The organism is Candidatus Methylolitoribacter marinus (assembly GCF_051853155.1).
Classification (GTDB): domain Bacteria; phylum Pseudomonadota; class Gammaproteobacteria; order Burkholderiales; family Methylophilaceae; genus BACL14.
The window spans coordinates 748848-763099 of record NZ_CP124221.1; the positions used below are offsets into that span (position 1 = coordinate 748848).

Sequence of the window (14252 nt, forward strand, 5' to 3'; positions counted from 1 at the left end):
AAAAAGGATTCGTTATTATTATAAATAATTTACATTAAAAATAATTAATAAATAATTGTATTTATTACCATTTATTTACTTTTTCATAATCTTTTTTATTTACATCCACCCAGGATTCTGACTTTAACCCGATTTCTTTTTTCCAGAATGGTGCGTCAGTTTTTAAAAAATCTATTATAAATTCACATGCCCTAAATGCTTCTGTTCGATGTGCAGAAGTTACTGCAACTAATACAATTTCATCATTTAAGTTTAATTTCCCAAAACGGTGAATTATATTTACATCAAAAACATCCCATGCTCTTCTTGCCTTTTCTTCAATCTCTATCAAAGCTTTTTCAGTCATGCCAGGGTAAAACTCAATTTCCATTGAAGTCAGTGTATCAGATTTATTATCTTTAAAATCACGCACATAACCAACAAAGGTTACTAGTGCCCCAATATCACTTTCATCAGAGGGCTTAATTTTCTTAACTTCTGATTGGATATCAAAACCTTCTTCCTGAATCCTTACCATGGCTCAACCTCCAGTAATCGGGGGGAAAAAAGCAACCTCATCACCATCGTTAAGACTTAAATCCCAGTCTAGCACTAATTCTTGGTTAACAGCGGCCTTGATATTCTTGACATTGTCAATTTGCTGGTATTCTTGTCGAAGACAGCTTATTAGATCTCTAATTGAAGCAACTTCAGCTTTATATTCAATATCTAATTCATTGATTCTTAATTCCTCACGAAGTTTTGCAAAAAATAGCACCTTAATCATCTTCTTTTTGCTCACTCTTTTCTATTAAAGAGTCCTCAAACTCTAATAATTCATTCGGATCATCCTGTAATTCAACTTTTTCAATTTGAGAAAAACGTCGCGATATTTTTTGAGATGTGATGTGAACATCTTGGGCATTTTCATGAGCCATTCTAATGTTATCAGCTAATTTTTTCATTCTCTGATCAAATCTTTCAAATTCTTTGCCAAGCTTCCCTAATTCTGCCTTGATGATGTGAACCTGCTTTCTTGTTTCAACATCTTTTAATACCGCTCTAGCCGTATTTAAAACGGCCATCAGGGTCGTAGGTGACACAACCCACACCTTATGATTCATAGAGGCTTGTATAAGCTCTGGGTGATAAGCATGAATTTCAGCGAATACCGCTTCTGCCGGAACAAACATAACCGCCCCATCTGAAGTTTCATCAGGAATAATATATTTAGCAGCAATATCAGTGATATGTTTACGAACATCTAGCTTAAATTGTTTTTCAGCTTTTATTTTTTCAGGCTCACTCAAAGAGCTATCAAACATTCTTTGATAATTTTCCATAGGAAATTTTGAGTCAACTGCAACTGTGCCTGTTGGTTCTGGGAGAAATAAGACACAATCTGCACGGCTCCCATTCTTAAAAGAATGTTGAAATGAAAAAGAATCGGGGGGCAATATGTTTTTAACTAAACTCTCAAGTTGCAATTCTCCATATGCTCCTCGAGATCTTTTATCTCCCAACAACTCCTGCAAACTGACAACATTTGTGGTTAAACCATCAATTTTCTTTTGAGCCTCGTCGATTGTAGCCAACCTTTCCATTACGCTTAAAAAAGTCTCATTCGTCTTTTTAAATCCTTCTTCAAGTCTTTCATGTACTTTGCCAGTTATTTCCTCAAGACGAGTATCGACAGATTTAGTCAAAGACTCAATTGAGGCCAGAAGCTGCAATGTTGTATTTTTAAGAGAGGATTGAATAGATTCTTGCTGAATCCTACCTTGGTTCTGTAAAGCTTGATTAAGTTTCTCAACTACTTCAGCTTTTAATTGATTAATAATCTCTTGCTGACTAACTTTTAAATTTTCTAACACATCTCGATTATATTTAAATTCTTCACTCACAAGTTTATTAAAACGATCTGTAGTTTTGTTTAAAGAATCATTAAAGTCTTGGAGTATTTTGCGGTGATGATCATTTAATTCTGAGCTAATATCATTGCTGTTTGGTCGCTGCTTAAATAGGACCAACACAACTCCAATAATAACTATAAGCAAGCCGCCTAGACTAAGATATTCAAACATGAATCATATCCAATTGATTGGCTTTCAAAAAAGATTCAAGGTGCAATTCTTGTCCTTTAGGCAACTTAAGATGAAGAGTCACATTATCATCAAACTTCTTTTCAACTACCTCGCCTCTAATATTAGAAACTAATTTAATAAATTGATCTAATATATTGTATTTTAATATAATTTTAAAAAAATTATATTCCATGTATTTAATAAATTTTGCCGCTTCAAGTGACATTTGTGCTGCCTCACTATACGCCTTTACTAACCCTCCAGTGCCTAAATTTATCCCGCCATAGTAACGAATAACCAGAACTGCAGTATTGATCATACTCCTCCCCTCTAATATATTTAATAAAGGCTTACCTGCAGTCCCCGATGGCTCTCCATCATCTGAAAAATAAGCGTCAATGCCATCATTGTCATTCTTTGTTCTCAGAGCATAAACAATATGACTGGCGTTATTAAAGGGCTCTTTCCATAAATGAGTTAATTTTTGCTTAAGTAAAGATAAACTATCACAAGGTGTGGTTTGGCTAATAAATTTTGATTTATTAACAACTAATTCTTTGAATTCTGTTTCCTTTTCAACAACAAGCACTAAAATAACCCTTTTAAAATACCTTTGGAATTTACATCAATTGTCTCTGCCGCTGGTTTAACTGGTAGTCCCGGCATTGTCATAATTGGACCACAAATAACTACAATAAAGCCAGCTCCATTTTTTAAATCAAAATCTTTGATTTCCAAAATATGGTTCACTGTTGCACCAAGTTGCGCTGGGTCAGATGAAAAAGAATAAGGTGTTTTAGCAATACAAACAGGCATTCTTTTTACTCCACCCAACCTCTCAAATTCCTTTAATTTTTTTCTTGCCAAAGCTGATAATTTTATTGCTTTTGCCTTATAGATATTTTTAGCAATCGTCTCAATCTTAGATAGTATAGGTTGATTCAGTCCATACAAGGCATGTGCTTTGTTTTGCTTCTGACATAACTTTACAATATCTTTGGCCAAATGAGTCGCTCCTATTGCACCCTTTTCCCAGTGCTCACACAAATGCATACTGACATTTTCTGATTCGATTAGCTGTCTCAGCAATGATATTTCCTGATCAGAATCAAATTTAAATCTATTGACAGCAACAACTACATTCATACCAAATTGATTCAAACAATTTTGAATATGGCGTTGCAAATTCTCAAACCCCCTTCTAAGGGCATCTAGATTTTCTTTATTTAATTTATCTTTTAAAATACCTCCGTGATATTTTAAAGCTCGTATTGTTGCTACAATTACCACCGCGTCAGGAGTAGCTCCCAATGTTCGGGACTTAATATCCATAAATTTTTCTGCGCCAAGATCAGCTCCGAAGCCTGCCTCGGTCACAACAAAATCAGCTAACTTCAGGCCTGTTCGTGTTGCCATCACGCTATTACAACCATGAGCAATGTTCGCAAAAGGTCCGCCATGGATAATCACAGGAGTCTCATAAATTGTTTGTACTAAGTTAGGCTTAAAAGCATCTTTTAAAAGTGCAGTCATAGCTCCATGAGCTTTGATTTGTCTTGCATAAATCGGTTTACGATCTTTACTAAAAGCTATCAAAATTTTACCTAGACGAAGTTTCAAGTCATCCATGTCTCTGGCTAAACAAAATATTGCCATCACCTCGGATGCCACAGTAATATCAAACTTTGAGTCTCGCTCATAGCGAAGACCATCTTGATGAATAGTTCTAAGAGAACGGTCATTCATATCCAAACATCGCCTGATTTGAATTTTGTTTATATCAATATTTAATTTATTACCATGAAAGATATGATTATCAATCATTGCCACAAGTAGATTATTTGCAGAAGTGATGGCATGAAAATCACCAGTAAAATGAAGGTTAATTTCCTCCATTGGTAAGGCTTGTGAATATCCGCCACCAGTTGCGCCACCCTTCATACCAAAAACAGGGCCAAGAGAAGGCTCCCTCAGACATGCAATTGATTTTTTTCCTATTTTTCGAAGAGCATCTGTTAATCCCACTGTTGTCGTAGTTTTACCTTCACCAGCCGGCGTTGGACTCATTGCAGTGACCAGAATAATTTTTCCATTTTTTTTACGACTTGGAATGGAGTTAATTTTGGCAATATGTTTGCCAAAAGTGGTTAAATTAGTTGATTTTAAATTTATTTTCTTAGCTATGGTTATGATATCTCTTAACTTTTTGGCCTGAGATATTTGCAAATCTGATTTCATACTCTATCCTCCAACTTTTGTTTGAGATCATCTGACTTTAATCCAGAAAATCGTTGAATAAAATCAAAAACAAAGCTTCTTATAAAAAGATCTTTTCTTAATCCCAATAGTGTTGTGCTAGGTTCAAATAAATGACTTAAATCAATTGCTCTTAAGTCAATATCCTTGTTCTTATCGTATGCCATTTCAGCAACTAATCCAATCCCTAAATTGAGATTAACATATGTTTTAATAACATCCGCATCAATTGCTGTGAGGACTATATTAGGTGATAACTGCGCCTGCTTAAATGCTTTTGATACACTAGTACTGCCAGTAAAAGCATAATCATAAGTAATAATGGGATAGCGAGATAAATCATTCAATGTAATAGCATTGCTTAACTGATTCAAAGGATGATTCACTGGGGCGACTAAGATCCGATTCCATTGATAACAGGGAATAGTAAAAATTTTGCCATTCAAACCAATTGATTCAGTGGCTATGCCGATATCTGCCTCTCCTTTTTCAACCTGCTCGGTTACTTGGTCTGGATTTCCTTGATGAATATTTAATTTAATGTTCGGATATTGTTTTATAAACCACTCTACGACCTTAGGCAATTTATATCTTGCCTGTGTGTGCGTCGTTGCAATAGTGAATACACCATTTTCCGATGAAGCGTAATTGTCTGAAATATGCCTAATATTTTTTACCTTTTTTAAAATATCACCGATAGCCTCATAAACATAATGACCTGGTTCAGAAAGACCCACCAACCTTTTACCGTTTCTGACGAAAATCTTTACTTTAATCTCATCTTCAAGAAGTTGAATTTGTTTACTCACTCCTGGTTGTGAGGTGTGAAGATTTTCAGCCGCATTGGAAACGTTAAAATTACAATTAACGATTTCATAAACACATCTAAGTTGTTGTAATTTCATATAACTTTTTTTTATATAAGTAGTTTTTTATATTATTATTTTATATATAAAATCTGTTATAGTTCAAGCTGTTTTTTAATAATTTTTTTATGCTTTTCACTTTATCTGGCTTTTTAATTGGTTTACTCATTGGGCTAACTGGGGTTGGTGGCGGCTCTTTAATGACACCACTTCTCATGCTCTTCTTCAAAGTACCTGCTGCAATTGCTGTTGGTACTGATCTACTGTATGCATCAATAACAAAATCTGTAGGTATATTTAAACATCAAAAACTTGGCCATGTTGAATGGCCTATTGTGACAAATTTAATGTTAGGGAGTGTGCCGGCCGCAATATTAACGAGCATCTTCTTAAGTTTTAATCTCGTTCAAGAAGGTAATATGACAAGCTTTATAGAAATCTTCTTAGGATTAGCATTAATCGTGACCTCTGTTGCAATTTTTTTTCAACCTCTCATTATTAATAAGTCATTAAAAAGACCTTCTTTAAACGAAAAAAAACGAAAAATCATCACTATTATCTTGGGTATAATATTAGGCTTTATTGTCACACTGACTTCTGTTGGAGCCGGAGCTATTGGAGTGACCATGCTTCTCATTTTATATCCGAAGCTACCAATAAAAAAAATTATTGGCACTGATATAGCTCATGCAGTTCCACTAACATTAATTAGTGGTATTGGTCATGCGTCCATTGGTACAGTAGACTTTGAGCTGTTAGTAGTTCTTCTTGCTGGGTCAATCCCAGGGGTTTGGTTGGGAGCCAAGCTGAATGCCAAAGCAAACGATGAATGGATCAGGTTATTGCTCATTATTATTTTATTTGGAATTGCATTAAAACTATTAGGTAATCACGTCTATGTATAAATATGATCATTATGATAGAAAAATAGTCAATCAAAGAGTTGATCAGTATGAAGATCAACTCAACCGTTACTTTAATAAAGAATTAACTGATGAAGAATTTAGACCTCTTCGACTTCAAAATGGTCTTTATATTCAGCGTCATGCACCTATGTTGAGAGTGGCCATTCCTTATGGACTTTTATCCTCAAACCAATTAAGAGCATTGGCAGATATTGCTGACGAATTTGATCGAGGATATGGGCATTTTAGTACCAGGCAGAATATCCAATTTAATTGGCCTAAGCTAGAAGAAACGCCAAAAATTTTACGTAAATTAGCTGATGTAGAAATGCATGCCATACAAACCTCAGGAAATTGTATTAGAAATATCACTACAGATCCTTATGCTGGAGTCACGCCAGATGAGATTATAGATACTAGATATATAGCCGAAATTTTAAGGCAATGGAGTACCTTTCATCCTGAATTTGCCTTGTTGCCTCGAAAATTTAAAATCTCAATCAGTGGATCAAAACAAGATCGTGCTCTGGTCAAAACACACGATATTGGTTTGGAATTAGTCAAAGAAGATGATGATTTATTCGTCAATGTTTTTGTTGGAGGTGGGCTTGGCAGAACTCCAGTTATTGGACAACTTTTAAAAGAAAAATTACCAATTGAACATTTACTATCTTACTGCGAGTCTATTATAAGAATTTACAACCTATATGGCCGTCGCGATAACATGTATAAAGCAAGAATTAAAATTCTTGTTAAAGCTCTCGGAGTTGAATCATTCAAAAAACAAGTCGAGGATGATTGGAATGATGGAAAAGATTCATCCAACCATTTAAACGATAAAGAAATTAGTCGCGTCAAACAATTTTTTACAAGTCCTGATTATGAGATGCTTGAATCAATTAATTTGGAAGGTCAATATAGCGAGGATCAGAATTTTTTAAAATGGATAAAAAGAAATACAAGAGATCACATAAAAATCGGGTATCGATCCGTTACTATTTCTCTTAAAGGGAAAAAACAAACAGCGCCAGGTGACATACAATCAAGCGAAATGCGAGTTGTTGCTGATCTGGCAGACCAATATTCATTTGGAGAAATTCGATCCACTCATGAGCAAAATTTAGTTCTAGCTGATGTAAAAGAAAAAGATTTATTTGATGTCTACTCTGTGCTTCGTGAGAATAACCTAGGAGAAGCAAATATTGGATTAATCACTGATATCATATGCTGTCCTGGTGGTGATTTCTGTAGTCTCGCTAATGCCAAAAGCATTCCCATTGCAAAAAGTATTGATAACCTCTTTGATAATTATGACTTTTTATTTGATATTGGAACTATTTCGTTAAATATATCTGGTTGTATGAATGCATGTGGGCATCATCATGTTGGAAACATTGGTATTTTAGGAGTTGATAAAGACGGTTCGGAGTGGTATCAAATCACACTTGGTGGTCAGCAAGGTGTCAATGCCTCATTGGGAAAAGTCATAGGGCCATCATTTTCTGCAGATGAAGTACCAGCTGTGATTAAAGAAATTTTAAATATCTATATTGCGCAGAGAGACACGGAAGAAGAAGAATTTATAGACTGTTATAACCGCATAGGCTTAGATCCTTTTAAAGAAGCAATTTATAAAAATTAATATGGATACACAATTAATAAAAAATAAAGAATTAGTGCTAAATGATTGGTTTTGGATAGTTCCTGACACCAGTAATGAAGAGGTAAAAAAACAAGCTGGTAAGGTCGTTCAATTTAAGTTAACAGGAGAATGTTTTCCGAGTGATGCCACATTAAATAATGTGATACTTCCAGAAGCTGAAAAAGTGATCGTTCCTTTGCGTCTTTATTTATTACAAACCGATAAAATTAAAAAGAAATATAAGGAATATGGTATCTGGATATACTCGCACGACGAATTAGATCTATTCAGTCACCTGAAAGAGGATATTAATAGTTTTCCAGTAGTTGGGGTGTATGTTGAAAAATTTGCAGACGGCAGAATTTATTCTCTAGGTAATCTAATTCGCAGAAAATTATCCTACAAGAATGACCTCCGCGCCCTTGGCGACGTCTTCAAAGATCAATTATTTTATTTGGCTCGATCAGGGTTTGATAGTTTCCTGATAAAAGAAGGCTACGATGCAAAAAAAGCTTTGCTTGGTCTGGAAGATTTTTCATACAGCTACCAAGGCGCACTTAGTCAAAAGCCATTATGGGGTGAAAGATAATCGATATGAATAAGGCTCCAATAAAGATTGAGACAATTAGTGTCACTGAATCTCTTCGTACTGTCGTAACTGAAAAAGAAAAATCACTCTTGCAATTAATGAATGAACTTCCAAATCAATATAAGGCAATTACATTTGCAACAAGTATGGGCGCAGAAGATATGGTAATTACCCATGTTCTTAATAAAATTAATAGCCCAATTGAGATATTCACTTTAGATACCGGCAGGCTTCACCAAGAAACATATAACCTTATCGCTGAAATAAATCAAAATTATTCAACACAAATTAAGGTGTATAACCCATCATCAAATGATGTTGAAAATTATGTTTCTGAATATGGCATCAATGATTTTTATAATTCTTTGGAGTCAAGGAAAGAATGTTGTCGAGTGAGAAAAATTGAGCCATTAAAGAGAGCGTTAAATGGCAAAGATGCATGGATCACTGGAATTCGATCCGAGCAATCTATAACTAGATCGGATATCAAATTAATTGATAAAGATTCAACTTTTAATCTTGATAAAATCAGCCCCCTACTCGATTGGACTGAGGATGAAGTGTGGGCGTGTATCAAAATGAATGATATTCCATACAACAAACTCCATGATCATTTTTTTCCAAGCATTGGATGTGAGCCTTGTACACGAGCAATTTCTATGGGTGAGAATGTCCGTGCAGGTAGGTGGTGGTGGGAAAATCCAGAAAATAAAGAGTGTGGGCTACATAAAAAATAAGGAAAATAAATGCAAAATGAATTATCTCATTTAGACTGGCTTGAAGCAGAAGCCATCCATATTATGCGAGAGGTTGCTGGACAATGCAGTAACCCTGTTCTCTTGTTTTCTGGAGGAAAAGATTCTTTATGTTTATTAAGAATCGCTGAGAAAGCTTTCAGGCCAGGAAAGTTCCCATTTCCATTAATGCATATTGATACGGGTCACAATTATCAGGAAGTAATTGATTTTCGAGATAAAAAGGTCACAGAACTGAATGAACGCTTAATTGTTAGATCAGTTGAAGGTTCGATGGCAAGAGGTACGGTGAAGCTAAATTATGAATTAGAGCCTAGAAATAAGTATCAATCCATCACATTGCTGGAAGCTATTGAGGAATTTGAATTTGACTGCTGTATTGGTGGCGCTAGAAGAGATGAAGAAAAGGCGCGAGCAAAAGAAAGGATCATGAGTTTTCGAGATAGTTTTGGACAATGGGATCCAAAAAACCAAAGGCCTGAACTTTGGGATCTTTACAACGCCATGACTCATAAAGGAGAAAATATTAGAGCATTTCCAATCTCAAACTGGACAGAAATGGATGTATGGCAATATATTGAAAAAGAGCAATTAGAGCTTCCTTCTATCTATTTCGCTCACAAAAGAGATATTATTCGACGTGATGGTGCAATAGTTCCTGTAACAGACGTCACTCCTCCTAAAGATGGTGAGATTGTAGAAAATATAATGGTGAGGTTTAGGACAGTTGGTGATATTACTTGTACCGCCCCTGTAGAGAGTCATGCCGATGATGTACAAAAAATTATTATTGAAACAGCTGAAACAAGAATTTCAGAAAGAGGTGCGACTCGTTTAGATGACCAAATGTCTGAAGCGTCAATGGAGCAAAGAAAAAAAGAAGGATATTTTTAATGGATAAAACAGATTCTTTATTAAGGTTTATTACCTGTGGAAGTGTAGATGATGGAAAGAGTACGCTCATTGGTCGACTACTGTATGACTCAAAAACTATCTTATCTGACACTTTAAATCAAATTGAAAAGACATCTCATAAACGAGGTTTGAGTGCGGTAGATCTATCCCTTCTGACAGATGGCCTGCAAGCAGAGCGTGAGCAAGGGATTACCATCGATGTTGCGTATCGCTATTTTTCAACACCCGCAAGAAAATATATTATTGCTGATTCACCAGGACATGAGCAATACACAAGAAATATGGTTACGGCAGCCTCAACAGCTCAGGCCGCAATTATTCTGATTGATGCTAGAAAAGGTATTCTTACTCAAACCAAGAGACATACATATCTATCAAAACTTTTAGGCATTAATCAATTTGTCGTTGCTGTAAACAAAATGGATCTCGTCAATTATGATCAAGAAATTTTCAATTCTATAGTGAAAGAGTATAAAGCTTTATTTGATGGAATATCTGTTAATAAAAATAATCAGTTCAGTATAAACTTTATCCCCATGTCAGCACTCAACGGAGACATGGTTGTTGAAAGGCTAGAAAATATGAGTTGGTATCAAGGAGATACACTCCTGGAGATATTAGAAAATGTAGATTCACAATCAACTAATAGCAATCTTACGTTTAGGTACCCTGTTCAATATGTTTGTAGGCCAAGAGATTCAGAAAACAAGGAATTGCATGATTTCAGAAGTTTCATGGGGCGCGTTGAATCAGGAAGAATTCAGGTGGGTGACAAAATCAAATCTCTCCCTAGCAACCAAGAATCAACCATTAAAGCAATTTATATTGGAGATCAGTTGATCAATGAAGCTATCTCACCTCAATCTGTTTCAATTTTGCTGAATGATGAAATCGATATATCAAGAGGTGATATGTTAACCGAATTAACAAATACCCCTTCGATAACTAAAGATTTTAATGCAACCATCTGCTGGCTATCTGAAGAACCATTAAACCAGGGCAGAGTTTATAAAATAATGCATACGAGCAAAATCGCAAAGGCGAAAATATCATCAATATTTGATAAAATAGACGTTAATACTTTATCCTCAATTGAGACTGAAAAAATTGAGACAAATGATATTGCCAACATAAGGGTTAATTTAGCTCAACCTATTATGTCCGATAATTATTTTGATAACAGAAAAACAGGTTCATTTATAATCGTCGATGACAGCACTAATCATACAGTTGCAGCTGGAATGATTAACAATATTAATTAAAGGAAAATTATGACTTACGTAGTAACAGAAAATTGTATTCAGTGTAAATATACAGATTGTGTAGATGTTTGCCCTGTTGATTGTTTTGTAGAAGGTCCAAACTTTCTAGCAATTGATCCGGAAGAGTGTATAGATTGCACTTTATGTGTTGCAGAATGCCCAGCAGAAGCAATTTTTGCTGAGGACGACGTACCTGAAGATCAACTTGATTTTATTGAAATAAATGCAAAATTAGCAAAGGTTTGGCCGATTATCTCTGAAAGAAAAGATCCACTTCCTGACGCTGATTCTTTTAATGGAAAAGAAGGTAAAAGGGAATTACTCATCGAGGAGTAATTCCTCATCCTTCCACGCCTGAGTTTTGGTAATTGCTAGCAATCCTAAAAAGAATAGTACCAACATACCAATAGCCAAGGTAGCTAAAGATCCCCATATGATTGGTATTACTAGTCCTGCAACAAATGATGAGACCAACATCTGACTAAAAGCCTGACCGGATGCGGCAGTCCCCCTCGCCTTTGGGAAACAATCTAATGCTTTTATTGAAATTAGAGGCATTGCAGCCGCCATACCAATATTGTAAAAAGCAATCAATCCAATATTAACAAATAAAATACTTGGGAAAAATAAACAGAAGATCAAATTAAAAGTAGTAATTAATAACATCCACAAATAAGCTATTTTTAACATTCTCGCTGGACTAATGATACCTGCTGTTTTTTTTGAAATAAAAGATCCTAGTATCATCCCAGTCACCGTCGGAATAAATAAGTATCCAAATTGTGATGAGCTAAGATTTAAATGCTGAATCAAAAAAATTGGACTTGATAATACATAAAGGAAAAATGCAGAAAAATTGAATGAAACAGCAAGGATTAAAAAAATATAATTTTTATCATTCAATAAATCTTTGTACCTATTTAAAACCGATTCAAAATTAAAAGGGAGTCGATTCTGCTTACTAATTGTTTCTGGCAGAAAGTTGACTGAAAAAAAAGTTATTAAAACTGAGTAAATTATCAAAAAAATAAAAATAGCTTGCCAACTTATTCCTAACAATAAGCCACCAACCATTGGTGCAATAGCAGGAGCAATACCAAAAATAATTTGAATTGTTGCCATTACTTTTTGTGCAGTTGCACCACTGTAAAGATCTCTTACCATCGCCCGAGCCACCACATTACCAGCCCCGGCGCCTACTCCCTGAATTAATCTGCTGATCCAGAGCATCTCAATGCTAGTTGCAAACGCACATCCAATTGAACCAAGAATAAATAGTGACATACCATATTTAATTGTCTTAATTCTTCCAATCGAGTCAGATATAGCTCCATGAAAAATCGTCATGATGGTATAAGGCACTAAATAAAATGTTAGTGTTTGTTGGATAAAGTTAGAATTTGTTGCAAGGTCATATTCCATAACCTCGAAGGCCGGAAGATAAGTGTCAATTGCAAACGGAGCTAACGCAGTTAAGGAAGCTAGAATAAGAATTCTTGGATTAAGGAAAAACATGATTCATTATAAAGCTTATGGCATGGCTTTAAAATCTTTAAGTCTTTCTTTATGCTCTCCTTGAATTAATTCTTTTGAATTTTTATCGGTTCTAAAAATAATTGGTTGCGCCTGAAGTATTTCGTTTTTTGAATCCTCAAGGGCTTGATCAATTAGATGTCTATGAGGTGATTTTGTACATATCGGATCCGCTCCCTCCGCATCGCCAGAAAGTAAGTATGCTTGGCATCGACAGCCGCCTAAATCATTTTCTTTTTCAGAGCATGATCGGCAAGGTTCTTTCATCCAATCATCCCCGCGATACTTGTTAAATGCTGAGGAATCATACCAAATCTCATTGAGCTGATCATTTTTTACATTTGGAAAGTCAATGTTAGGAAGAACTCTAGCTGAGTGACATGGAAGCACATCGCCGTTGGCTGTCACAATCATAAATACTTCACCCCAACCATTCATACATTTTTTTGGTCTTTCAGCATAGTAATCAGGAACAACAAAAAAGATTTTCATCTTGTTGCCAATATATTCTCTAAACTCATTGGTAATTTTTTCAGCCTCATCGATCTGTTCTTTCGTAGGCATTAACTGATTTCTATTGATAAGCGACCAGCCGTAATACTGTGTATTAGCTAACTCTACATAGTCTGCACCAAGCTTCTCAGCCATTTCTAAGATTTCCTTGATATGGCCGATGTTATAGCGATGAATAACAACATTAAGGACCATCGGATAGCCACGGTCTTTAATCATCGCTGCAACTTTTTGTTTTAATTTAAAGGTTTTCGTGTCAGTAACAAAATTAGAAATCTCTTCGGTAATGTCGTGCATCGATAACTGAATATGGTCTAACCCGCCTGCCTTAAAGGCGTCAATTCTCTTTTCTGTTAAGCCAACACCAGAAGTAATTAGATTAGAGTAGTATCCCAACTGATTAGCCTCAGTCACGATATCCTCAATATCGTCCCTTAAAAGAGGTTCGCCACCCGAAATTCCAAGCTGTAAAGCACCCATTTTTCTGGCGTCTCTAAGTACTTTAATCCACTCATCTGTATTCAACTCATTTGTTGTATGATCTGCATAATCTGTTGGGTTGTAACAAAATGCACAGTGGAGTGGGCATCGATATGTAATTTCAGCTAATAACCATAATGGTTGTGTTTGAGTGATGTTTGATTCAACGCCATTGTTGAGAGTTGTCATTATTATTCCTTAGAAATCCAAGCTTTGTTAAGAGCAAATTCAAACATTGAAATAATGTCTTTTTCAATGTCTCCAGCATCATTAAACTTTTCTTTTAATAAAGTTACTACATTTTCTACACTATTTATACCGTCAACAAGATTTAAAATTTCTCCAGCACTAGGATTTAGTTTAACCATGCCTTCTGGAAATAAGATGACATAACAATTTTGTGCTTCTTCCCATTGAAATCTGTGGTGTGGTGCTATTTTATATATATCTGATAAATCAATTTTTTGTGTCAT

At 35.2% G+C, this 14252-nt stretch carries 16 protein-coding genes; 7 read left to right on the forward strand and 9 right to left on the reverse strand.

Annotation, left to right across the window (positions count from 1 at the left end; all coding sequences use genetic code 11):
- Positions 1–64: 64 nt before the first annotated feature.
- From QFA95_RS04030 to QFA95_RS04055, 6 genes are read right to left on the reverse strand one after another with little or no spacing between them, the layout of a single operon-like run.
- The gene (locus QFA95_RS04030) at positions 65–517 is read right to left on the reverse strand and encodes a molybdenum cofactor biosynthesis protein MoaE (protein ID WP_486462255.1); all 453 of its coding nucleotides are present in this window, start codon (positions 515–517) and stop codon (positions 65–67) included.
- A 3-nt stretch (positions 518–520) separates the two neighbouring features.
- Positions 521–766 carry a molybdopterin converting factor subunit 1 gene (moaD, locus tag QFA95_RS04035; RefSeq protein ID WP_486462256.1) on the reverse strand — a complete coding sequence of 82 codons (246 nt, stop codon included), beginning with the start codon at positions 764–766 and terminating at the stop codon, positions 521–523.
- Positions 759–2063, reverse strand: coding sequence for a DNA recombination protein RmuC (locus QFA95_RS04040; RefSeq protein WP_486462257.1), 1305 nt, complete (start codon positions 2061–2063; stop codon positions 759–761). The genes moaD and QFA95_RS04040 overlap by 8 nt, the downstream gene beginning before the upstream one ends.
- Positions 2056–2652 (reverse strand): IMPACT family protein, encoded by a 597-nt coding sequence (locus QFA95_RS04045; RefSeq protein ID WP_486462258.1) that lies wholly within the window; start codon positions 2650–2652, stop codon positions 2056–2058. The genes QFA95_RS04040 and QFA95_RS04045 overlap by 8 nt, the downstream gene beginning before the upstream one ends.
- On the reverse strand, positions 2652–4301 hold the full coding sequence (locus tag QFA95_RS04050) for a formate--tetrahydrofolate ligase (protein WP_486462259.1): 1650 nt from the start codon (positions 4299–4301) through the stop codon (positions 2652–2654). The genes QFA95_RS04045 and QFA95_RS04050 overlap by 1 nt, the downstream gene beginning before the upstream one ends.
- The gene (locus QFA95_RS04055) at positions 4298–5224 is read right to left on the reverse strand and encodes a CysB family HTH-type transcriptional regulator (RefSeq protein ID WP_486462260.1); all 927 of its coding nucleotides are present in this window, start codon (positions 5222–5224) and stop codon (positions 4298–4300) included. Before QFA95_RS04055 ends, QFA95_RS04050 begins: the two co-directional genes overlap by 4 nt.
- 89 nt (positions 5225–5313) lie before the next feature.
- Between QFA95_RS04055 and QFA95_RS04060 the strand changes: the two genes are divergently transcribed.
- The 7 genes from QFA95_RS04060 to fdxA are packed head-to-tail and all read left to right on the forward strand — an operon-like array spanning position 5314 to position 11589.
- Positions 5314–6090 (forward strand): sulfite exporter TauE/SafE family protein, encoded by a 777-nt coding sequence (locus QFA95_RS04060; protein ID WP_486462261.1) that lies wholly within the window; start codon positions 5314–5316, stop codon positions 6088–6090.
- On the forward strand, positions 6083–7732 hold the full coding sequence (locus QFA95_RS04065) for a nitrite/sulfite reductase (RefSeq protein WP_486462262.1): 1650 nt from the start codon (positions 6083–6085) through the stop codon (positions 7730–7732). Before QFA95_RS04060 ends, QFA95_RS04065 begins: the two co-directional genes overlap by 8 nt.
- A 1-nt stretch (position 7733) precedes the next feature.
- Entirely contained in the window at positions 7734–8321 is a 588-nt protein-coding gene (locus QFA95_RS04070; RefSeq protein WP_486462263.1) for a DUF934 domain-containing protein, read from the forward strand.
- A gap of 5 nt (positions 8322–8326) precedes the next feature.
- Positions 8327–9058: a phosphoadenylyl-sulfate reductase gene (locus tag QFA95_RS04075; RefSeq protein WP_486462264.1), complete on the forward strand. Its 732-nt coding sequence runs from the start codon at positions 8327–8329 to the stop codon at positions 9056–9058.
- Positions 9059–9067: 9 nt separating this feature from the next.
- Complete coding sequence (gene cysD / locus QFA95_RS04080) at positions 9068–9970, forward strand: sulfate adenylyltransferase subunit CysD (RefSeq protein ID WP_486462265.1); 903 nt, start codon at positions 9068–9070, stop codon at positions 9968–9970.
- On the forward strand, positions 9970–11253 hold the full coding sequence (locus tag QFA95_RS04085; RefSeq protein ID WP_486462266.1) for a sulfate adenylyltransferase subunit 1: 1284 nt from the start codon (positions 9970–9972) through the stop codon (positions 11251–11253). Before cysD ends, QFA95_RS04085 begins: the two co-directional genes overlap by 1 nt.
- A 9-nt stretch (positions 11254–11262) precedes the next feature.
- The gene (gene fdxA, locus QFA95_RS04090) at positions 11263–11589 is read left to right on the forward strand and encodes a ferredoxin FdxA (protein WP_040872368.1); all 327 of its coding nucleotides are present in this window, start codon (positions 11263–11265) and stop codon (positions 11587–11589) included.
- Here the strand turns inward: fdxA and QFA95_RS04095 are convergent.
- Genes QFA95_RS04095 through pqqD form a run of 3 tightly spaced genes read right to left on the reverse strand, consistent with a single transcriptional unit; the run spans position 11572 to position 14252 of the window.
- Positions 11572–12768, reverse strand: a complete 1197-nt coding sequence (locus tag QFA95_RS04095) for a multidrug effflux MFS transporter (RefSeq protein WP_486462267.1) — start codon at positions 12766–12768, stop codon at positions 11572–11574. The two genes, fdxA and QFA95_RS04095, sit on opposite strands and share 18 nt — an antisense overlap.
- Before the next feature lie 15 nt (positions 12769–12783).
- Positions 12784–13968 carry a pyrroloquinoline quinone biosynthesis protein PqqE gene (pqqE, locus tag QFA95_RS04100; RefSeq protein ID WP_486462268.1) on the reverse strand — a complete coding sequence of 395 codons (1185 nt, stop codon included), beginning with the start codon at positions 13966–13968 and terminating at the stop codon, positions 12784–12786.
- A gap of 2 nt (positions 13969–13970) precedes the next feature.
- Complete coding sequence (pqqD, locus tag QFA95_RS04105) at positions 13971–14252, reverse strand: pyrroloquinoline quinone biosynthesis peptide chaperone PqqD (RefSeq protein ID WP_486462269.1); 282 nt, start codon at positions 14250–14252, stop codon at positions 13971–13973.